Below are 20,899 nucleotides of genomic sequence, written 5' to 3'. Positions count from 1 at the left end.
AGGACACAGGCTCCGGTCCGACCGACCGGCGCCCGCATCGTCACGGCGGCGTCAGGCGGCTGCATGCCGGCCTCCCTGCGGGACGATGGCCCGCGCGCGCTTGCCGTGGAAGTAGGAGCGCAGCCAGGGGTGGTCGCTCGCCAGCATGGCCTCGATGGGACCCTGCGCGATGATCTGCCCGTCGCCGAGCGCCGCGATGCGGTCGCAGGCGGTGTAGAGACTGTCGAGATCGTGCGTCACCATGAAGACGGTGAGGCCCAGCGTCTGCTTCAAGGTGGCGACGAGTTCGTCGAATTCGCCCGCGCCGATGGGGTCGAGGCCCGAGGTCGGCTCGTCGAGGAACAGGATTTCCGGGTCGAGGGCGAGGGAGCGGGCCAGGGCCGCGCGCTTGATCATGCCGCCGGAGAGTTCCGAGGGGAGCTTGTCGGCGGCATCGGGCTTCAGGCCCACCATCTCGATCTTGAGGCGGGCGAACTCGTCGAGCAGGCGCTCGGACAGGTTCAGGTGCTCGCGCATGGGCATCTGGATGTTCTGCTTGACCGTCAGGGCGGAAAACAGTGCACCCTGCTGGAACAGCACGCCCCAGCGCTGCTCGATCTGCCGACGGCGGGTCATCGTCATCCCGTCGACGTCCTCGCCGAACACCTCGATCGTGCCCGAGCGCTTCGGCACCAAGCCGAGGATGGTCCGTGTGAGGACCGACTTGCCCTGCCCGGACGGACCGACGAAGCCGAGGATCTCGCCGCGATAGATGTCGAGGTTGAGCCCCTTCATCACGATCTTGTCGCCGAATCCGACCACGAGATCGCGGACGCCGATGATGACGTCGCGGGCTGGGGCGCTGTCGAACCGCGCGGGGGGGGAGGACATGTGATTCACGGGCGTCAGAAATCGATGGCCGCGAAGAACACGGCGAAAAGTCCATCCAGTACGATGACCATGAAGATAGACTTCACGACTGAGGCCGTGACGTGACGCCCGAGCGATTCCGCCGATCCTTCGACCGCGAAACCTTCGATCGTGGCGATGATGCCGATGATCAGCGCCATGAACGGCGCCTTGATCAGGCCGACCGCCACGTGGTGGAACGAGACCGCTGCCTGGAGCCGGGCCAGGAACGCGTCGATGGTCATGCCGCCATAGAGCGAGGCGGTGAGGCCGCCCCCGGCCAGGGCCGCCAGCGAGGCGAGGAAGGCGAGGATCGGCAGGCCGATCACCAGCGCGAGGATGCGCGGGACGATGAGGATCTCGATGGGGTCGAGGCCCATCACCCGCAGGGCATCCACCTCCTCGCGCATACGCATGGAGCCGATCTCGGCGGTGAAGGCCGAGCCCGAGCGCCCCGCCACCATGATCGAGGTGAGAAGCACGCCGAGTTCGCGCAGGATGAGCAGGCCGATCAGGTTGACGACGAAGCTCTGCGCCCCGAAGCGCTGCAGCTGGAAGATGCCCTGCTGCGCCACGATGCCGCCCACCAGGAACGAGATCAGCATGATGATCGGCACGCCCCGGAAGGCGACCTGTTCGAGCTGGTTGACCAGGGCCGTGCCGCGGAACGTGCTCGGCCGCGAGGCGACGCGGATGCAGGCGGTCACCACCTCCCCGAGGAAGGCGAGGCCGCTCACCATGTCCGATTTCGCGCCGACGACCCGGACCCCGAGATCGTGCAGGAAACCGACGAGGCGTCCGCGCTTCGGCTTGCCGGCATAGCCGTCGTCCGGCAGCTTCATCTCGCCGAGCAGGATGCGGTGCTCGGCCGAGGCGCCCGCATAGGCGAGTGTCCCGCCGGATGCCTCGATCTCGCCGCGGGTCCGCTCCAGGACCCAGGCGCCGAGCGTATCGAGGCGGGCGACGTTGGAGAGATCGATGAGGGTGGAAGCGCCGTTGGTGCGTGCCGCGATCTGTGCTGCGGCCTTCTCCACGGACGAGCCCTGATCCGCCGTCCAGCGGCCGCTCAGGACCACGCGTCCGCCCTCGCCGAGAATCGCGGCTTCGGCGGCGTCAGGGTTCGGCTTGGCAGCAGCGTGGCGCACGAAGCGCGACTCCCGGTTCATGCTTCAGAAAAAGCAGATCAAGGTTACGGAATGGTCAAGGTCCGCCACCGACGGCGGAGTGCTGACCTACAAACGAGGCCGTGTGAAGGGCTCACCGGCCGCCATGCGCGCGGAAAGTGACACGAGGCACAGGCCGGACAGGGCGAGCGGCGCCATCAGCGCGAAGGCCAGGCTCCCCCCGCCGGCCTCGTAGGCGACACCGCAGAGGATGGTGGCGCTCGCCGAGGCGCAGGCATTGACGGCGCTCGACAGGCCCTGGGCGCGTCCCCGCGCCCCATCGGGCGCGAAGGCCGAGATCGCCGTCATGGCGCCGAGCTGCGTCGCGCCGAAGCTGAACGCGTGCAGGGTCTGCAGGAGCAGGGCCGGGACGAGGTCGCCTCCCACCTGGGAGAGGCCGACCACGCGGATCAGGGACGCCACGGCGCCGAGCCCGATGAGGCGGAAGGGCGTGCGCCAATGGGCGGGCCAGCGCCCCACGGTGGCGAAGAACACGATCTCGGCGGCGACACCCGTCGCCCAGAGGACGCCGATCCACGAGGCCGAGATGCCGCTGGCCTGCCAGTGGATGCTGCCGAAGGCGTAGGTCGCCGCGTGGCTCGCCTGGATCGTCGCCTGCGCTCCAATGCAGAGCCAGAGCACGCGAGGCAGCTTCGGGCGTGGGCCCGGCGCGATGCGCGGCTGCGCCACGTGGGCTTCCACCGGACTGGCGAAGATGGTGATGGCGGCGACCAGGGCGAGGCCGGTGAGGAGGACCGGCACGGCCAGGCGTTCCCCCATGGCGCCGAGGGCCGCGCCTCCGAGCAGGCTGGCGATGAGAAAGCCGATGGACCCGGCCATGCGGATGCGGGCGTAGTCGAGCCGCTTGCTGTGCCGCACGGCGGCGAGGGTGAGGTAGTCGATGGTCGGCACCAGCGGCGCTCCGGCCGCCGCGTTCACGGCGACGAGCACAGCGAGGATGGGCCAGCCGATGGCGGCACCGGCGGGCATCAGCGCGTAGGTCGCGGCCACCGCCACGCTCCCGACCAGCAGGAGACGGCGCGCGGCCACGCCCCGGTCGATCAGCCCCACCAGGGGCGCCGTGGCGATGATCTTCATGGCGATGGGCAGCGCCAGGAGGGCGCCGATGATCCGCGCATCGAGGCCGAGCGCCTTCAGCCAGACCGGCATGAACGGCATGGCGATGCCGATCTCGACGAAGACGACGGCATAGAGCAGCGACAGGCGCGTCGCGTTCGGCTCCGTCGGAGAGGTTTGGGACACCGGATGGACCGCTCGATCGAGGGGGCGGAGCGGCCTGAAGGCGAAGCGCTGCCGGCCGCTGACGACGATTCGACCCGTAAAGGCGGCGTTAAAACCATCGTGTCAATCTACCGGTGCTGGTACCCGCGACTTCGCGCAATGGCGCGAGGCACCATCGAGGACACGAGTTCTATGTCTGTCATGCGTTCGCTCACCTCGGTCGATGAGTCGGAATACGACCGGATCGAAGCGGCGATGAGCGAGAGCGAACGCGGCCGCTGGTTCCTCGCCGAATATACGAGGCGCAACCGCAGCGCCGATACGGACATGCTGCTCGGCGCCATCGCGCGCCTGGAAAGCGCGGTGACGGCGGACCGCCCCTCCGACCGGGAGACCGAGCGTGTCGGACGCATGCGCGGCGACCTGATGGAGATGGCCCATGCCATCGCCCGCACCAAGGCCGAGATCGCGGCGATCAGCACCGTGGATCAGGACCATAGCCGCCTGGGCATCGCCTCCGTCGCCCTCGACGCCATCGTCCGGGCCACCGAACGCGCGACCTCCGATATCCTCGGCGCAGCGGAAGAGGTCCAGGAGACCGCCTGGACCATGCGCGAATCGGGTGCGGACGCCGAGATCTGCGATGTGCTCGACCGCCGGGCCACGGAAATCTACACGGCCTGCTCGTTCCAGGACCTGACGGCGCAGCGGACCGCGCGCATCATCCATACCCTGCGCTATCTGGAAGAACGCCTCGCGGCGATGATCGCGATCTGGGGCGGCGAGGTCGAGCCGATCCCGCCGGCACCGGGCTCCACCGCGTCGAATGTCGCCCAGGATCTCGACCAGAGCGACGTGGACCGGTTCATCGGCATGGATTCCCTGCGGTCGGAGGCCCAGGCGGCGTCCGAGGTGAAGCCCGAGGCGGCGATGCCGCCCCTCGCCCCTGTGGAAACCGTGGACGACGAGCCGCAATCCGCGGAGGTCCCCTCGCTCGAGGTGATGGCCGAGGCCGCCGAAGAGGACGCGTTCCCCGAGGCGGATCCCGAAGAAACCGCTCCCGAAGAGTCCGTTCTGGACCAGTCCGTTCTCGAGATTCCCACCCCCGAGGAATCCGCCCCCGAGGAAACGGACACCACCGATCTGAACGAGGTCGGCTTCGAGGACGTCGAATCCGACGAGGCGAAGCCGGCGCCGGAGAAGACCGACATCGCCACGGCCTTCGCCGATATCGACGGGCTGAGCGAGAAAGAGAAACTCGCCCTGTTCTCCTGAGGGAGACGAAAGTCACGCGCGCATTCTCGCCGGCGCTGATAAGAGGGCCGTCATGGCCCTTCACCTTCTGAAGCTCTGCGTCGGACCCGCGACGATCGAGGACCTCGAACAGCGCATCGCCCATTACCGGGACGAGGCGGTGCAGGCCGGGCGCGAACCGTCGACGACCCATGTCACCCGGATGGTCCCGAAGCGGGCCTCCGCCATCGCCGGGCAGGGCTCGATCTACTGGGTCATCAAGGGCACCCTGTGCTGCCGCCAGGCCATCACGGCGATCGAGCCATTCACGGATAGCGACGGGATCGGCCGCTGCCGCCTCGTCCTCGATCCCGTCGTGGTGCCGGTCAATCCGCGCCCCTGCCGGCCCTTCCAGGGCTGGCGCTACCTCACGGCGCGGTCGGCACCGGCCGATCTCGCCATGGGCCGTTCCGACGACCTCGCCGACATGCCGGAATCCTTGCGCCGCGAGCTTTCCGTCCTCGGCCTGATCTGACCCGGCCCGGCTTCGGCTTGGCGACGGAGCGGCGATGCCGCCCCGTCGCCGAGGGATGTCAGGCCCCTTCGAAGCGGCCGCTCGCATGGGCGAGCATCGTGTAGACCTTGCCCGTCTCGGAGGTGAGGTAGGCATCGGCGCGGCGCGAGTCGCGGTCGTTCTTCGAGACCTCGCCGAGGAGCCGTTCGAACTCGCCGACATAGCGGTCCACCGTCCGGCGGAACTCGGCATCGGCCGCGTAGCGCCTCCGGATCTCCTCGAAGGTCTGCCGGCCCTGGGCCGTGTAGAGGCGGCGGTCGAACAGGTTCGGCTCACCGCGGCGGTAGCGCTCCCACAATTCCACCGCCGTCTGATGCTCGATCATTTTGGCGATGTCGGTGGAGAGCGTCTCCAGGGCGGTGCGGCTCCGCTCGACGGCGGCCTTGTTCGGCTCCGCACCGGCCGCTCCCTTGGCCGGCTCCGCCTTCGCGGCTCCGGATTTGGCGGCTTTGGGCTGACCGGCGGGCGCCGGAGAGGCGTTCGCCGGATCGGACCCGTCCGTGTCGTCGTCGAGGGAGGCGCGGGTCAGGAGATCCGAGAGCCAGCCGCGATTGTCGCGTCCGTCGCGGGCCGCCGGGACGGCGCCGCGCGCGGCCTCACCGGGCCGCAGGGCGGCCTGGTTGCCGGCCCGGCCGGCTGCCGCCGGCGCGGAGACGATGGTCATCTGCTGGGTCGGGCGCGGATCGGACCCCTTGTCGTCGCGGGCCTTGGGCTCGGATGGCTTGGCGCTCGCCGATGTTGCGACCGGGTTGGCCGCATTCTGCTTCGGCTTGGGAGGCGCGGCTTCCGAGACCTGCACGTCCTGCTGCTTGGCCGGCTGGACCTCCGCCTTGCGCGGGGCGGGGGCTGCCGCCTCGGTCACGTCGACGCTGCGGCGCGAACGCGAGACCAGGGAGGACAGTTCGTTCAGCGCCTTGATCTGGTCGGTCACGACCCGACGCATCTCGCTGGTGGCATCCTGGGTCTCGCGGGGGATTTCCAGAACGCCGCGCTGCAGGTCCGCCCGCGTTGCCTCGAGTTCGCGGCGGATCTCGGCCGCCATCTCGCGCATCCCCGCCACCGAGTCGCCGAAGCGACTGGCCGCGCCCTCGAACACCGTCATCATCTGCTCGGACGCGCCGGAGATCGCCGCACGGACGGCGGTGGCGGTCCGCTCGCCCTCGCTCCCGGCATCCTTGCGAAGGCCTTCGAAGGCTCCGGTCACGCTGGCGCCCGCGCTCTGCGCCGCCTCGGACAGGCTGCCGGCGATGCCGCGCGCCCGCTCCTCGGCGGAGCGAAGGGTCTCGGCCATCAGCGTGTCGAAGCGCGCGGTCTGCTCCTCCAGGGCGCCGGACCGTGCCTCGATGCGCGTCAGCACGTCCTCCACCGCCTTGTCGCGGCTGGTGAGGAGATCGATCAGGCGCGTCTCGACGGTCTCGAGCGAGCCCGCCGCGCTGGTGAGCGTGCCGGAATGGGCGCGGGAGATCTCGGTGAGCGAGGTCCCGCGGGCATCGAGCGAGGCGGCGAGGTCGGCCGCATCGCGCAGGGCGCCCTCGGCGACCGCCTTCAGCTGATCGACCTGTTCGGCCACGCTCCGGCTGGCGCGCTCGGTCTCGCTTCCAATCGCGGAGAGCGTCGCCTGCACCTGCTCGACCCGGCCCGAGAGGCCCTGCTCGATGGCGCCGAGATTCTCGCCGGCATCGGTGATGAGCTCGCGCAGGGCCGAGTTCGCCCCCTCGACCCGGTTCAGGACGCCGCCCAGCTCGCTGCGGAGCCGGTCGTTGGCCTCGTTGAGGCTCGCCAGGGCGCGGGAGGCGCCGCCGTCGATGGCCGCGAGCAGCGCGTTCCTCGACGCGTCGGACTGTTCGGCGAGGTCGCGGACCCGCTCGCGCAGGGTCTCGGCGAGGGGCGTTCCGCTCTCGTCGAGGATGCGCGCGATCTCCTGGCTGCGCTCGCCCAGGGAGGCGACCAGCCGGGAGGCCGGGCCTTCGACGATCTCGCGGAGGCGTTCGGAATGGGTCGCCATCGCCTCGACCATATGGTTTCCGCGACCGTCGATGGTCTCCACGATCGATCCTCCCCGCTCCTCGATGGCGCGGGTGATGGTCTCCGCACTCTCGGCGAGGCGGCGGGCCAGCGATTGCCCGCGAGCCTCGATCAGCGAGGCCAGGGCCGTCGAGCGGCGGTCGAAGCCGGCGATCATGTCCTGGTTGCGACCGTCGATGAGGGCGGCGACGGCCTCGTTGCGCTGGTCCAGAGCCGTGGCGAGCGCGTCGGCATGGGCCTGGGCGAGGGCGGCGTGACGGTCCACGCGTTCGTCGAAGGCGGCGAGCATCGTGGCGCTGTGCTCGTCCACCAGGGCCGCATAGGCGTCCTGGCGGTCGTCGAAGGCGCTGGCGAGGGCATCGCCGCGCGATGCCACGAGGGCGGCGAAGACCTTCATCCGGCTGTCGATCCGGTTCGTGAAGGCTTCGCTTCGGGCATCCACCGCCTGGGTCAGGGCCGTGCCCTGATTGTCGATGGTCCGGGCGAAGGCCGTGGTCCGGTCGTCCACCAGCCGCTCGAGGGCGCGCAGGCACTCGTCGAACAGGGCCGCGATGGCCTGCGTGCGGGTATCCACCGACTGTGTCAGCGACAGGCCCTGGTCGTCCACGGTGCGGGTGAACTCCGTCGTCCGCCCGTCGACGAGGTCGGCGAGGGCGCGCAGGCGCTGGTCGAACACGCTGCCGATCGCCTCGGCGCCGGCCTCGACGGCCTGGCTCAGCGACGCGCCGCGGCCGTCGATGGTGTGCGTGATCTGGGCCGTCCGGTTGTCCACGAGGTCGGCGAGGGCGCGCAGGCGCTCGTCGAACATGCTGCCGATCGACTGGGCTCCGGCCTCCACGGCCTGGCCCAGCGATGCGCCGCGGTTGTCGATGCTGTGGGTGAGGTCGGCCGAGCGGTTGTCCACGAGAAGGTCGAGGGCGCGCAGGCGTTCGTCGAAGACGGTCCCGATGGACTGGGCGCCGGCCTCGACGGCCCGGGTCAACGACGTGCCGTGGCCGTCGATGGTGCGGGCGAACTCGGCCGCGCGGTTGTCCACGAGGTGGTCGAGGGCGCGCAGGCGCTCGTCGAACAGCGCACCCATGGATTCCGTGCGCTCGTCGACGGACCGGTACAGGGCGCTGCCCTGCATCTCCATGGTCCGGGCGAACTCCGCAGTCCGGGTCTCCACGAGGGCGTTGAGCTCATGCAGGCGCTCGTCGAAGAGCGCGCGGAGCGAGCCGGTGCGGTCGTCGAGATTCCGGGTGAGGTTGCCGCCGCGCTCGTCCACCGTGTGGACGAGGTCCGCGGTGCGGCTCTCGACCAGCTGATCGAGGGCGCGCAGGCGCTCGTCGAACAGCGTGCTCAGCATGGCCGTGCCCGCATCGACCGAGTGGGTCAGGACGGAGCCCTTGGTATCCAGCGTGCGGGCGAAATCGGCCGAACGCTCCGCCACGAGGGCGTCGAGGGCCTGCATGCGGTCGTCGAACAGGGCACCCATCGCGTGGGTCCGGTCGTCGACGGTCTGCGTGAGGGCCGTGCCCTTGGTGTCGATGGTGCGGACGAGTTCGGCCGCGCGGTTCTCCACCAGATCGTCGATCGCGCGCAGGCGTTCGTCGAACAAGGCGCTCAAGGCGTGGGTGCGCGCATCGACCCTGTCGGTGAGGGCTTCGGCGCGGCTGTCCACGAGACCGTCGAGGGCGGTGAGGATGTCGTCGAACAAGGTCCGCAGCCCGTGGGTGCGGGCTTCCACCGATTCCGCGATCCTCGCGCCGCGACCGTCCACGAGCTCGTCCAGGGCGCCGATGCGCTGGTCGAACAGCGCAACGAGGTCGCGGGTGCGGGCTTCCACCGCGCCTGCCGCGCCGCCGAGGCTGGCTTCGATCGTGTCGACGAAGGTCCGGCCATGCTGGCCGAGCGAATCGTGCAACGGAGCCAGCCGGTCTTCGAAGCTGCTGGCGAGAACCTGGGAATGATCGTCCAGCATGGTCCGGATCTCGTTGGTCCGGTTGTCCAGGAGCTGGTGCACGGTGCGCACGCCCTCGTCGAGCAGGCTGCCGATATCGGTGGTCCGCGTCTGCAGGGTGGAGCCGAGGCGGCCTTCGCCTTCGCTGAGCAGACGGTCCGCATCGGCGACGACGTCGCGCAGGCGGGCGATGATGGTGTCGCCGCGCTGTTCCAGAAGCTCCGCCAGGGAGGAGCCGCCGCGATCGAACAGGTGCGCCAGCTCGGTGATGCGGGTGCCTAGGGCGCCGAAGACCACGCGTCCCTTCTCGTCGAGCTCCTGGCCCATGGCGGCCGTGCGCTCGTCGATGAGGGCGGCCAAGGCTTCCGCGCGGTGCGAGAAGGACGAGCGGATCGCCTCCGCCTGTCCGGCCAGGGCCTCGTTGGCATGGCCCGTCCGGCTCTCGATCATCTCGACGAGTTCGCGGGTCCGGTTGGCGAGATCCTCGTCCACGGCGCGGGTGCGGCTCTCGATGAGGCGGATCGCCTCGAAGGCCTGGGAGCCGAAGGTCTCGTCGATCAGGCGGCTGCGCTCCTCCAGCGCGGCGGCGATGGCGTCGAGACGCCCGACGACGCTGGTGTCGAAGCGGCCGACGCCCTCTTCGATGCGGCGGGACAGGTCTGTCGCCTGCTGCTCGAAGCGTGCGGCGATCTCGGTGGAACGGCTGCCGAGGGTATCGCCCAGGGCCAGGCTGCGGGCGGCGATGTCCTGCGCCATGCCGTCGGCGCGGGCATCGAGGGTCTGGACGAGGTCGCGGCTGCCTTCGACCATGATGCGCGCCATCTCGCCGGTGCGCAGGATCAGGGCTTCGTTGAGGGCGGTGGCGCGGGAGCCGAGCTGACCGTCGATCTGGCTCACCAAGTGGGTGAAGGTCTCGCCGATCTCGGCGGAGCGCTTCACCGAGCGCTCCTCGAGGGCGCCGAGCTGGCTCTCCACGGTCTCACGCGCTTCGCGGGTGCGCTCGGCGATGATGTCTGCCACGGCCTTGCCCTGCACCGTGATGACGCGGTCCATCTCCTGCAGCTGGCCGGTGACGGTCTCGCTGAGGGTGGAGGTGTCGCGGGCGATGCGGTCGGCGAGGATGTCGCCGCGGGCGATGGTCTCCTGCAGGGCCGCGAGGCGGTCGTTGAGCACGGTGTCGATGGCCTTCGCCCGGCTTTCCGTGGTGTCGGCGAAGGTGGCGCCGCTCTGGGCGAGGGCGTCGCTCACGCGGGCGCTCTGGGCGGTCACCGCCAGCACGATCTCGCGGCCGGTGTTGGCGAGCTGCCCATGCGCCTCTTCGGCATGGGTGGCGATGAGGTCGGTGAGGCCACGGCTATGCGTGCCGAAGGAGGCCTCGACATCCTTGATCCGGGCGGCGAGTTCGCCGCCGACATTCTCGGCCGCGCGGGCGATGGAGCCCGTCGCCTCGTTGGCGCGGTGGAGCAGGGTCTCGTCGATCTCGGTGAGGGTGCGGCGCAGGGCCTCCATCGCGTCCTGCGCGCGTCCTCCCACTTCACCGCTGAGACCGCTGGCGGCCTGCTGCAGGAGCTGGGCGGCTTCCTGCGTGCGGGCGGCGAGCTCGGCGGACGTGGCGGACAGGCGCCGCTCGAAGATCTGCACCGCCTCCACGGTCCGTGCCTCGAGTTCGCCGGTGGCGCTCGCCGAGGAGCGCCGCAGGGCCTGGGCGGCCTCCGCCGTGCTGGCGCCGAGGGCCACGGTGGTCTCTTCCGCGCTGCGGCGGAAGATGTCGGCGGCCTCGCTGGTGCGCGAGCCGATCTCGGCAGCCAGGGTGTCGAGGACGGCACGCAGGCTCTCGATCGCGCTGCCCGACTGGGAATCGAAGGTGCTGCCGAGAACCCCGAACGCGCCGGTCAGGGTGAGGGTGGCATCCTCGACGCGCTGGGTCACGAGGCCGCCGACCTGCTCGCCGGCCTTGTTGAGGCGGCGGATGCTGGTGTTGACGACGGAGGCCGTATCTTCGGCGCTGTTGCGCAGAGCGGTCGCGGCCTCGGCCGACCGGGCGTCGATCTCGCCGTTGAGGCCCGCCACGGTGCCCCGGAGGTTCTCCACCGTGCCCATGGCGCGGGTCTCGAAATGGGTGCCGAGGGAGGCCAGCGCCGCATCCATGGCCCGCGCGGCTTCCTCGGCGCGCTGGGTGACGAGGTCTCCCATCCGCTCCCCGGCGGAGGCGAGGTTGGTCTCGAGCGAACCGCCCTGGACGGTGAGGGTCTCGTGCAGGCGGGTCGCCACCGTATCGATGCGCTCGGCCAGATGACCGGCGCGATCGTCGATGCCGTTGCCGGCGGTCTCGATGGAGCGGACGAGGTCGTCGCGCAGGGCGCCGGTCCGTGCGGCGAAGGCCTCGACGATCCCTTCGGAGGCCTGGGCCAGGCCCGCCTGGGCCTCGCGGGTGCGGATCTCGATCGCCTCGGACACGCCGCTGCCGGCGGCCTCGATCTCGGCGCGCAGGGCGGCGCCGCGCGCGGCGATGTCATCGGTGAGCGTGGCCCCCGTGGCGGCGAAATGCTCGCGCAGCGCCGTGCCGGTCTCGGCGAACCGGGCGGTGATCTCGCCGCCGGTATGGGAGAAATTCGTGGTGAGTTCGGTGCCGCGGGCGAGGAACGTGTTTTCGAGGCCGCGCGCGGATTCCTCGAAGGTCTGGCGGACTTCGCTGCCTTGGCGGTTCAGGCTCTCGATCACCTCCATGCCGGTCTGGGCCAGCGTGCGGGCGACCTGGCCGGCATTGTCGGCGAGCGTCGCGGTGAGCATGCCGCCGGTGCGCTCGAAGGCGAGAGTGACGTCCGCCGCCCGGCTCTCCAGGGACTGCGTCAGGGTGTTGCCGACTTCGGTGAGGCTGCTGCGCACACCTTCGCTGGTGCTGGCGAGGCGCTGGACGAGATCGTCGCCCCGGTCGGTGACGAGCCCGACCACGCGGTCCCCAGCCTCGCCGAGGGCTGCCGTGATGGCGTCGCCGCGGTTGCCGAGGGCCGAGGTGATGGCCTCGCCGCGGGCGTCGAGGGCGCCGGTCACCCGCTCGCCGGCGCCGGTGACGGCGGCGACGATGCGCTCGGCCGCTCCGTCCAGCTCCTGCGTCAGGTTCTGGTGCGATCCGGTGATCGCGCCGCGAACGCGCTCGGCATTGGCGACGATGGATTCACGCTGGGCGACGAGTTCGTCGACGAGGGAGCGGATGCGGATCTCGTTGTCGGAATAGGCGCGTTCCAGGGTGGCGATCTCGCCGCGCACCAGGGTCTCAAGTTCGCCGGCACGGGCCAGCGCCCGTTCGACGCCGTCGCCCACGGCCGCGACCTCGCGCCGGACCGTCTGCGACATGGTGAGGACGGCATCGGTGGAGAAGTTCTCGGGCTCGGCGAGGCGGATCGCCACTTCACCGACGGCGCGTGCCACGAGACGCATCTCCTGGGCGCGGACGGCGAGCATCGCCATGATCGCGAACAGGACGATGGGGCCGACGATGGCGGTGGCGCCGACGGCGGCCTGAAGCGCCGTCATCCCGGCGATGAAGCCCTTCAGCTCGCCCCCCGACTGGTTCCAGGCCAGCGCGAGGAGGGCGGCGAACCAGAGAGCGGAGACGATGGCGGCGACGATGTAGGGCGTGCCCGACGGCCGCACGCGCAGGGTCTGCTGCAGGATGCCGATGTTCTGTCGGTCGTCGTTGGCGACCATCGAGCGGTCCGGCGGCAGCAGGCCACCCTCCCGGCGCGGCCGGTTGCGGTCCGGCGGCGGCAGGTCGGAGGCCAGGGGCTGGTCGAGATCGAGGCGCGGGGGAGCGAGGCGGCCGCTGGGGTCGCTCAGGGGATCGTTGTCGCCGACATCGGGAAGCCGAGGTTCGACGCGCGGTTCCGTCGCCTGCGTCGAGGGGAAGTCCAGGTTGAGGGCCTGCTCGATGGCGGAAAGAGCCGCCTCGGCCGGGTCCTTGAGCTTCTTTTCCGTGGCCATCCAACGCCTCGTTACGCAGGTCGTCGAGACCGGCCGCATCCGGTGATCGACGACATTTTTACCAATTTACCAAGGAACTTTAGACCTCGGCGCGAGACCCGGATACCCGAGTGGATCGAACCGTCCAAAAAACCTTAACGGAATGGTTACCAAGCGTGTGGCCGGTTTCATTCCGTCGGCTTTATGCATGATGCCGCAAGGCTTAAACGGAAGCGAACGATCTCGGACGCTCCTGTGGATAGACTGGTGGAGGGGCGCTCGAACGCCCCGTTGGGTTAAGGCGAGGCGGCGGGTGACCAGTCTGATCGATCGTGCCTACCTCGCCGAGCAGACTTTCGGCGACGTCGACCTCGCCCTGGAACTGCTCGTGCTCTTTTCCGGCCAATGCCGCCGGCTGCTGCCCGGGATCACCGATCCGCGCCTCGACGACCACCACCGCGCCGACCTCGCCCACACACTGAAAGGCTCCGCCCTCGGGGTCGGCGCCGCGCGGGTCGCCGAACTCAGCGCCGTCATCGAGGACGGCCTGAGGCGGGGGGGCGGCGTTCCGGCACCGGCCTATGTCGCGCTGGCCGATGCGGTGGATGCGACCCTGTCGGAAATCGACGCACCCGCCTGATCTCGGCCGCGTGGACGGAACGGGTCGGCGTCTGCGGCGTAAGCGCAGGAATGTAAGGCGATGAGGCCGGTGCCGCTTGCATTCACCGGGCCGCGCCTTCAAGGCAGTCGCGCCGCACAACCGGCCGCAGACGTGTTGTACGAGCCTGGAGTCTTCGATGCCCAAGATCACCTACGTCGACCATGCTGGAACGGCCAGGACCGTGGAAGCCGACGTAGGATCGACCGTCATGGAAGCGGCGATCCGCAACAACGTACCGGGGATCGACGCCGAATGCGGCGGCGCCTGCGCCTGCGCCACCTGCCACGTCTATGTGGATGCCGAGTGGGTCGATGCCGTGGGACCGGCCGAACCGATGGAGCAGGACATGCTCGATTTCGCGTCCGATGTGCGTGCGACGTCCCGCCTGTGCTGCCAGATCCGGATCAAGCCGGAACTCGACGGCCTGACGGTCATCACGCCGGCTCGCCAGGGCTGAGCGGGCGTCGGCCAAGACTCTCGGCGAAGCGCAGCAGATACCCGTCGGGGTCCTGAACCAGGAATTGCCTGACGCCGACCTCCACCTCCCCGACCCGGTACCAGGCCTCGTGCACGGGCCGGAACAGGGGCCAGGACGCGGAATCGAGGGCGGCCAGGATCGGATCGACGGCATCGACCGCGATCTAAAGGTTGATCCCGCGGCCGAGCGGCGGTTCGAGAGCGCCCGTCAGCCAGTTCCCGTTGGCGACGTTGAGCATCACCTGCGCTCCGCCCCTCTCGAGATAGGCGAAGCCGTTCTCCGGTCGAGAATAGGCGACCGTAAATCCGAGCGTCCCGCACCAGAAGGCGAGGCTGGCTGGAAGGTCGTGGACGTCGAGTTCCGGAGCGAGGGGGCTGAACCCGCCATGGGGCAGCCTGTCGCCGGTCATCTCACCAGCGCCCTCATGGCCCCGTCGATCCCCTCGATGTTGAGCGGAAACATCCTGTCCGAGACGATTCTGCGGATCATGCCGATCGACTGGGTATAGGCCCAGTGCTCGGCGGGGACCGGGTTCAGCCAGACCGATTTCGGAAACCGTTCGAGCACCCGTTCCAGCCAGACCTCTCCCGGCTCCTCGTTCCAATGCTCCACCGAGCCGCCCTGCATGGCGATCTCGTAGGGGCTCATGGAGGCGTCTCCGACGAAGACGGCACGGTAATCGGGCGGGTAGGTGCGCAGCACGTCGAGGAGCGGGATCGCCTCGTCGTGGCGCCGACGGTTCTCTTTCCAGACGCGTTCATAGGGGCAATTGTGGAAGTAGAAATGCTCCACATACTTGAACTCGGCGCGCGCTGCCGAGAACAGCTCCTCGGCGAGCGCCACGTGCCAGTCCATCGACCCGCCGACATCGAGGAAGAGCAGGACCTTCACGGCGTTGCGACGCTCCGGGCGCAGCTTCACGTCGAGATAGCCCTTGCTGGCGGTCTCGCGGATCGTGCCGTCGAGATCGAGTTCGTCGGCGGCGCCCGTGCGGGCGAAACGGCGCAGGCGCCGGAGGGCGACCCGCATGTTGCGGGTGCCGAGTTCGACGCCGTCGTCGAGATCCCTGAACTCCCGCTTGTCCCAGACCTTCACCGCGCGAAAATTCCGGTTGCCGTCCTGGCCGATGCGGATGCCTTCGGGGTTGTAGCCATAGGCGCCGAAGGGTGATGTGCCGCCGGTGCCGATCCACTTGTTGCCGCCCTGGTGGCGTTCCTTCTGCTCGGCGAGCCGTTGTTTCAGCGTCTCGAACAGCTTGTCCCAGCCGAGCGCCTTCAGCTCCGCCTTCTCAGCGTCGGTGAGGTACTTCTCGGCGAGCTTGCGCAGCCATTCCTCGGGGATCGCCGTCGGCTCCGCCGCCTCGCCGAGGGTCTCGATTCCCTGGAACACGGTGCCGAACACCCGGTCGAACCGGTCGAGATGGCGCTCATCCTTCACCAGGGCGGTGCGGGCGAGGAGATAGAACTCCTCGACGCGCTTGTCCGCCAGATCGCGGTCCAGGGCCTCGAGCAGCGTGAGATGTTCCCGAAGCGTGACGGGGATCTTTGCGTCGCGCAGGGCCGTGAAGAAGTGAAGCAGCATGGGGCAGAGAACGCGCGAACCGGGCCTTCGGGTCAAGGGTGTCCGCGCACCGGTCATGCCCACCGGAACGGTCGGTCGACGACGCCGGACTCGTGAGCCGGGTAACGGAAATAATCCTGAATTCAGTGAGACATGGGCGCCGCTTTCCCTCTCCGGTGCCGACGAAGCTGGGTATAAGTCCGGTTTTCTGTTGATATCACCGCCTACTGTGTTCTTCGCACCTTCAACATTGTCATTGAAATCAAACAGCTGGGAGACAGAGTGAACGCCAAGTCAGGGCCGGGGTATTTGGCAGAGTAAGGGTGGACGTCATGGCGCTCGTCTTGCGCTCCTTGAGTGATTTCAAGCGGTTTCTGGCGAAGCCGGGCGCGACGATTCAGATCGTGCGGAACACCTTCATCGAGCGCCAGCCGGCCTCGTTTCAGGAAGCCTATCGCCAGAAGGGCATGTACGAGCCACGCACCGTCCAGGCGATCTCGAAGAAGGCGGCGGTCTTCGCCATCAAGGGCCATCCGACGACGGTCTGGCTCTATTGGGACAAGGGCACGCGGAACTGGCGCTATTCCGGCGACACCCTGGCCGTCCCGCTCAATACCGGCGTGGGGCCGCCCGACGAGATCATCTATCGCTGCAGCTTCGCGCCGGGATCGGAGCCGAAGGCCCGTGCGCCCGCCCGTACCAAGCCCGTCGATCCCGCGCCCGCATCGCCGGGGGACAAGCCGACCCCCACCATGCCCGAACGCGGCCAGGGCCGCCTGTTCTAACTTCTTCCGGTCATCGTGATCCGTCTCGATCCGTGATCGGTCGGTCAGCACCGTCCGGCCAAATCTACGTTTTCAAGATCATCGCGGCTTCATACCGGCGTCTTGAGACGATCGACACCCCTAATTTATACCGCGCTCCGGTACCCGCAATAGCATTCGTTGGTCGATGCGCCTGAATTCAGGCTCTCTCCCGAGTTATCCACTTCCCCGACATTGTTGCTGCATCACTCTGTCCGGAAGAAGACACAACGCCGGATCGATCAGGCACTCTTCGCGGGCTGCTCGTCTTTGGCAGGTGCTTCGCGGGTCTCCGTCACCTTCCCCGCGTCGACGTTCTTGCCCACGGTGCGGCGTGCACGGAAGGCTGGCCTCACCTCGGTCTCCTTGCGCTTGAGCATGGCGCGGTACTCGTCGCGCCGCTCGTGGATCGAGGCGATGACGAGGCCCATGGGTACGCCCACATCGACCAACACGGCCTCCGAGAGCTGCAGGGACGCTTCGATGGTCTCGGGCACGGCATCGTCGACGCCCATCTCGTAGAGCGCGGTGGCGTGGCGGGCGTCGCGGGCGCGGGCGACGATGGTGATGTCGCGGCGCTCCGCACGCGCCGCCTCCACCACGGCCTCAACGGCCCGGGGATTGTCCAGGGTAACGACGAGGGCGCGGGCATTGGCGATGTCGCAGCGGCGCAGCAGTTCCGGGTTGGAGGAATCGCCGAAATAGACCGGGTTGCCGAGGCGGCGGTGCTCCGAGACGCGCGCCGCGTCTGCATCGAGGGCGAGATACGGGATCTTGTGGCGGGCCAGCATCTCCCCGACCTGACGTCCGACCCGGCCGTAGCCGGCGATGATGACGCGGTTCTGCTGCTTGTCCGGCACCGGCTCGGCGCGGGCGCGGCCGAGATTGGAGCGGGACATCCGCTTGCCGAGGCGCCGGGCCAGGCTCGCCAGCCCCGGAATCGCGATCATCGTCACCGTGGTGACGATCAGCGCCGCCTGGCCGAGGCCATCCGGCACGAGCCCGCCCGCGATGGCGCCGCCGATGAGGACGAAGGCGAATTCGCCGCCGGGGCCGAGGAGGAGTGCGGCTTCCAGGGCGACACCGCGCGGGATGCGCAGGAACCGGGCCGCCACGAGGATCACCGCGCCCTTGATCAGGATCAGCCCGATGGACAGGCCGAGAATGGTCTTCGGCGCCGCCATCAACTGGGCCGGGTCGAGGTTCATGCCCACCGACACGAAGAACACCCCGAGCAGCAGGCCCTTGAACGGATCGATCGTCGCCTCGATCGCCCGGCGATACTCCGTCTCCGCCAGGAGCAGGCCCGCGACGAAGGCGCCGAGCGTCATCGAGAGGCCGCTCGCCGCCGCCGTCAGGGCGGTCGCCACGATGACGAGGAGGCAGGCGGCCATGAACAGTTCCGGCGAGCGCGTTCGGGCCACGAGCTGGAACAGGGGCCGTAGCGCGAGGCGGCCCGCCACCACGATGAGGACGAGGGCGATGGCCGCCTGTCCGAGCGCGAGGGCGAGCGCGCCGCCGACATCCGCCCCGTCGCTGCGGCCGAGCACGGCGATGGCGAACAGCATCGGCGCCACGGCGAGATCCTGGAACAGCAGCACGGCGAAGCTGGCGCGGCCCGCGGGCGTGTTCAGGCGCTTCTGTTCGGCCAGGACCGGCAGGACCACGGCGGTGGAGGACAGGGCGAGCGCCAGGCCGACGATGACGGAGGCGGCCAACGGCACTTCGAGGGCGAAGAGGATGATGCCGATGACGAGGGAGGAGGCGAGCACCTGGGCCGAACCGAGCCCGAAGACGAGGCGGCGCAGGGTGCGGAGCCGCTCCCATGACAACTCGACGCCGATCATGAACATCAGGAAGATCACGCCGAATTCGGCCAGATGCGCGATCTCGGACCGGTTGCCGATGGTGAAGATCGAGACCCACGGCACCGTGTCGGCCAACCGCCCCAGGCCGAACGGCCCGAGGATCGCGCCCGCTCCGATGAAGCCCAGAACCGGACTGATGCGCAGCCGGTGGAACAGCGGCACCACCACGCCTGCGGTGACGAGAAAGATGATCGCTTCCTTGTAGGATCCGGCGTGAACGTCCGTCATCGAGCTGGGCAATCTCCCGAGGGTGGTGCGCGCGACGCTGGCCGAGACGGGGCAGCCGAAGTTCTGCACAGGGAACTCCGGCCGCGGGAATCCATCGGGTCGCCGGCAGCGATGAGAGCATGCAAGCCCATGTGCCGCCTGGGCAACCGGCTTTTTGCCGGCCCATGCGGATTTGATCCCTCGCCGCACTCAGCCATGCATGCGGGACGCGCTGGCGCGGACGAGGTTTTGCGCTGCGATACGGAATGGCGCAAAAACGGCACAATGGCCGCATAGGGCGGAACTTAACGATCGGTTAAGTCCCAGCCTACCTCACGGTTTGTTGCGTCGTTCGTCGCGTTTTTTGAAGACACGAGTGCCTCATGCGAAAGTCGCCGCCCAACCGGGATGTTCAGCGCGAACGACGTGACTGGATCCGTGAGTCCGAGCGCTGGACGCACGAGCGCCATCTCGAGAAGGGCTACCGGATCAAGTGGGGCTATGTCGGGATCGCGTATCTCGTCGAGTTCATGGTCATCGGCGCGTCCCTTTGGGGCGCCTGGCTGTTCGCCGGGGTCTACAGCGACGGGGACGACAAGGCCTTCTACTTCATGCTCCTCGCGCCGCTGGTCTACGCGGCGGTGGAACTCTGCCGCGTGCCGCTGGGCATCCTGGCCCGCACGCAGCGCTCCTACTTCATCCGGGCGCTGGCCATCGTCGGCATCATCTTCGCGGCCGGCGTCACCACCAAGTCGGTGTCGCAGCTCGGCGAGATGATGTTCCACCCCCGCCTGATGGATGCGGCCAAGGCCAAGACCGCCCTCAAGGACGCGCAGGCCGACAGCTCGACCATCGACAACCGCATCGCCGCCGCCGATGCCCGGGTCGCCCAGTACACCACGGAACTCGACCAGATCGAGAAGCGCGCCGCCGAGAACGCGAGCCAACTTTCGGCCTTGCCCGCCCAGCGCTGTGAGCGCGTCTCGGGCACCAACAGCAAGGGCCAGCGCTATTCCAACCTGAAATGCGTCACCGATCCGCGCACCGCCACCCTGAATGCCAGTGTCGGCAAGGCCGGCGCCGACCGGGCGGTGGTGACGAAATCCCTCGAGGAAGCGCGCAAGGCGCGCGCCGAACTCGACCGCGGCATGGCCGAGCGCAAGGTCGCCGATGCCGAGCAGGCCTACCGCAATTCGGTGAACCGCTCGCAGCTCCACTCCTTCACCGCCATGGTCTACGGCGTCGACCCGATCGACGTGACCGACGCGCAGGTCCACGCTTTCCTGCGCATCTTCGTGTTCGTGCCCGCCCTCTGCGCCGCCTTCGCCTCGACGATCCTGGCGCTCTGCGCGGTCTCGGTGCGCAAGACCTTCATGGACGAGGACGATCTCGGCGCGGCAGTGAACCTCGAGGCGACGCCCTACATGCTCGACTCGATCACCGATTCCCTACGCCAGGAAATGGGCTTGGCGCCGCCCAAGCCCGTGCGCGATGTGACGCCCACGGGTGAAGTGATCCCGCTGGACCGCCGTAACGCGCCCAACACCAACATTCCGCCCGTTGCCAGCGCGGGAGCCGGCGCATGAGCATCCACGCTTCGGGGACGCCGGAAAACGTCGTCCTGGCCCAAAGTGTCAATGGCCGCCTCCGGGCCGAGACGCGGATCACCGCCGCCCGGGCCTTCCTGTTCCGGGCCATCGGGGCGGGAGCCTTCGCGGCGCTCGCCGGCATCGGCATCGGCGCGGCGTCCTATGGCTACGCCTACATGAACCAGTTCGACTCGGCCGCCGAGAAGATCGCCGCCGCCATGCAGACCGCGCTGTCCGACGTGACGCTGAAGACCAAGGGCGAGGTGACGCTCACCGACAACGTCCTGAAACTGGAGAGTAGCCCCGGCCGCTCCTCCCCGTCGCCGACCCAGGCCCAGCTCGGCAAGGACGCCGCTCCCGCCTCCAAGGCCACGGTGAACACCACCTTCACGGTGTTCAAACAGGTGCCCTACATGGACGGCCAGATCGTCACCGGCTGGAACTTCCGCGCCAACGAGGAAGTGCCCTTCCAGCAATATTGCTACTTCTCGCGGCGGACCAACGAGGCCAAGGGCCAGGTCGAGATGAAGATCGACCTCGCCATGGACGGCAAGGTTCTGCCGCAGCCGCAGAAATCCGACGTGAACCTCGCGATCCTGGCCTCGAACTGCGTGTGGAGCGACGGGAAGTCGCTCTGAGGGCTCAACGCTTCAGCCGAATTTCGGTAGTGGGAGGGCACCCGTCGCCATCCTGCTTAGGGGAAGCG

The 20,899-nt window shown here is 68.9% G+C and carries 14 protein-coding genes and 1 pseudogene; 7 read left to right on the top strand and 8 right to left on the bottom strand.

What is annotated here, in order from left to right; all coding sequences use genetic code 11:
- Nucleotides 1–51: 51 nt before the first annotated feature.
- The 3 genes from ASF34_RS17225 to ASF34_RS17215 form a co-directional block, all read right to left on the bottom strand.
- Complete coding sequence (locus tag ASF34_RS17225) at nucleotides 52–870, bottom strand: ABC transporter ATP-binding protein (protein ID WP_056149987.1); 819 nt, start codon at nucleotides 868–870, stop codon at nucleotides 52–54.
- Between the two features lie 14 nt (nucleotides 871–884).
- Nucleotides 885–2,054 (bottom strand): ABC transporter permease, encoded by a 1,170-nt coding sequence (locus ASF34_RS17220; RefSeq protein ID WP_018042212.1) that lies wholly within the window; start codon nucleotides 2,052–2,054, stop codon nucleotides 885–887.
- Nucleotides 2,055–2,120: 66 nt separating this feature from the next.
- Nucleotides 2,121–3,314: an MFS transporter gene (locus ASF34_RS17215; RefSeq protein WP_056162812.1), complete on the bottom strand. Its 1,194-nt coding sequence runs from the start codon at nucleotides 3,312–3,314 to the stop codon at nucleotides 2,121–2,123.
- Nucleotides 3,315–3,485: 171 nt separating this feature from the next.
- On the opposite strand from ASF34_RS17215, the gene ASF34_RS17210 reads away from it, so the two are divergent.
- Nucleotides 3,486–4,568, top strand: coding sequence for a hypothetical protein (locus tag ASF34_RS17210; RefSeq protein WP_082494215.1), 1,083 nt, complete (start codon nucleotides 3,486–3,488; stop codon nucleotides 4,566–4,568).
- A gap of 52 nt (nucleotides 4,569–4,620) precedes the next feature.
- Complete coding sequence (locus ASF34_RS17205; RefSeq protein ID WP_056162805.1) at nucleotides 4,621–5,061, top strand: DUF1489 family protein; 441 nt, start codon at nucleotides 4,621–4,623, stop codon at nucleotides 5,059–5,061.
- 58 nt (nucleotides 5,062–5,119) lie between these two features.
- Here the strand turns inward: ASF34_RS17205 and ASF34_RS17200 are convergent, their stop codons facing one another.
- The gene (locus ASF34_RS17200; protein ID WP_056162803.1) at nucleotides 5,120–13,048 is read right to left on the bottom strand and encodes a hypothetical protein; all 7,929 of its coding nucleotides are present in this window, start codon (nucleotides 13,046–13,048) and stop codon (nucleotides 5,120–5,122) included.
- Between the two features lie 292 nt (nucleotides 13,049–13,340).
- Between ASF34_RS17200 and ASF34_RS17195 the strand changes: the two genes are divergently transcribed.
- Both ASF34_RS17195 and ASF34_RS17190 read left to right on the top strand, forming a co-directional pair.
- Entirely contained in the window at nucleotides 13,341–13,667 is a 327-nt protein-coding gene (locus ASF34_RS17195; protein WP_056162800.1) for an Hpt domain-containing protein, read from the top strand.
- A 157-nt stretch (nucleotides 13,668–13,824) separates the two neighbouring features.
- The gene (locus ASF34_RS17190; protein ID WP_018042218.1) at nucleotides 13,825–14,145 is read left to right on the top strand and encodes a 2Fe-2S iron-sulfur cluster-binding protein; all 321 of its coding nucleotides are present in this window, start codon (nucleotides 13,825–13,827) and stop codon (nucleotides 14,143–14,145) included.
- Here ASF34_RS17190 and ASF34_RS23800 read toward each other — a convergent pair.
- The 3 genes and pseudogenes from ASF34_RS23800 to ASF34_RS17180 all read right to left on the bottom strand — a co-directional run.
- A pseudogene (locus tag ASF34_RS23800) lies at nucleotides 14,123–14,257 on the bottom strand (bleomycin resistance protein); the annotation flags it as partial. The gene ASF34_RS17190 and the pseudogene ASF34_RS23800 sit on opposite strands and share 23 nt — an antisense overlap.
- Before the next feature lie 72 nt (nucleotides 14,258–14,329).
- Complete coding sequence (locus ASF34_RS23700; RefSeq protein WP_338011538.1) at nucleotides 14,330–14,575, bottom strand: VOC family protein; 246 nt, start codon at nucleotides 14,573–14,575, stop codon at nucleotides 14,330–14,332.
- Nucleotides 14,572–15,747, bottom strand: a complete 1,176-nt coding sequence (locus ASF34_RS17180; RefSeq protein ID WP_056162797.1) for a vWA domain-containing protein — start codon at nucleotides 15,745–15,747, stop codon at nucleotides 14,572–14,574. The genes ASF34_RS23700 and ASF34_RS17180 overlap by 4 nt, the downstream gene beginning before the upstream one ends.
- Nucleotides 15,748–16,058: 311 nt before the next feature.
- Here ASF34_RS17180 and ASF34_RS17175 point away from each other — a divergent pair, with 311 nt between their 5' ends.
- The gene (locus tag ASF34_RS17175; RefSeq protein WP_018042221.1) at nucleotides 16,059–16,511 is read left to right on the top strand and encodes a hypothetical protein; all 453 of its coding nucleotides are present in this window, start codon (nucleotides 16,059–16,061) and stop codon (nucleotides 16,509–16,511) included.
- Nucleotides 16,512–16,771: 260 nt separating this feature from the next.
- Here the strand turns inward: ASF34_RS17175 and ASF34_RS17170 are convergent, their stop codons facing one another.
- Nucleotides 16,772–18,625, bottom strand: coding sequence for a cation:proton antiporter domain-containing protein (locus ASF34_RS17170; RefSeq protein WP_051074361.1), 1,854 nt, complete (start codon nucleotides 18,623–18,625; stop codon nucleotides 16,772–16,774).
- A gap of 362 nt (nucleotides 18,626–18,987) precedes the next feature.
- Here ASF34_RS17170 and ASF34_RS17165 point away from each other — a divergent pair, with 362 nt between their 5' ends.
- A complete protein-coding gene (locus ASF34_RS17165) occupies nucleotides 18,988–20,190 on the top strand; it encodes a hypothetical protein (RefSeq protein ID WP_056162795.1) in 1,203 nt (400 codons plus the stop codon).
- Complete coding sequence (locus ASF34_RS17160; protein WP_056162792.1) at nucleotides 20,187–20,831, top strand: hypothetical protein; 645 nt, start codon at nucleotides 20,187–20,189, stop codon at nucleotides 20,829–20,831. The genes ASF34_RS17165 and ASF34_RS17160 overlap by 4 nt, the downstream gene beginning before the upstream one ends.
- The last annotated feature ends 68 nt before the right edge of the window (nucleotides 20,832–20,899 follow it).

The sequence above is a fragment of the Methylobacterium sp. Leaf106 genome, assembly GCF_001422895.1.
Taxonomy (GTDB): Bacteria; Pseudomonadota; Alphaproteobacteria; order Rhizobiales; family Beijerinckiaceae; genus Methylobacterium; species Methylobacterium bullatum.
This window is presented reverse-complemented; position numbering and strand designations above follow the sequence as displayed.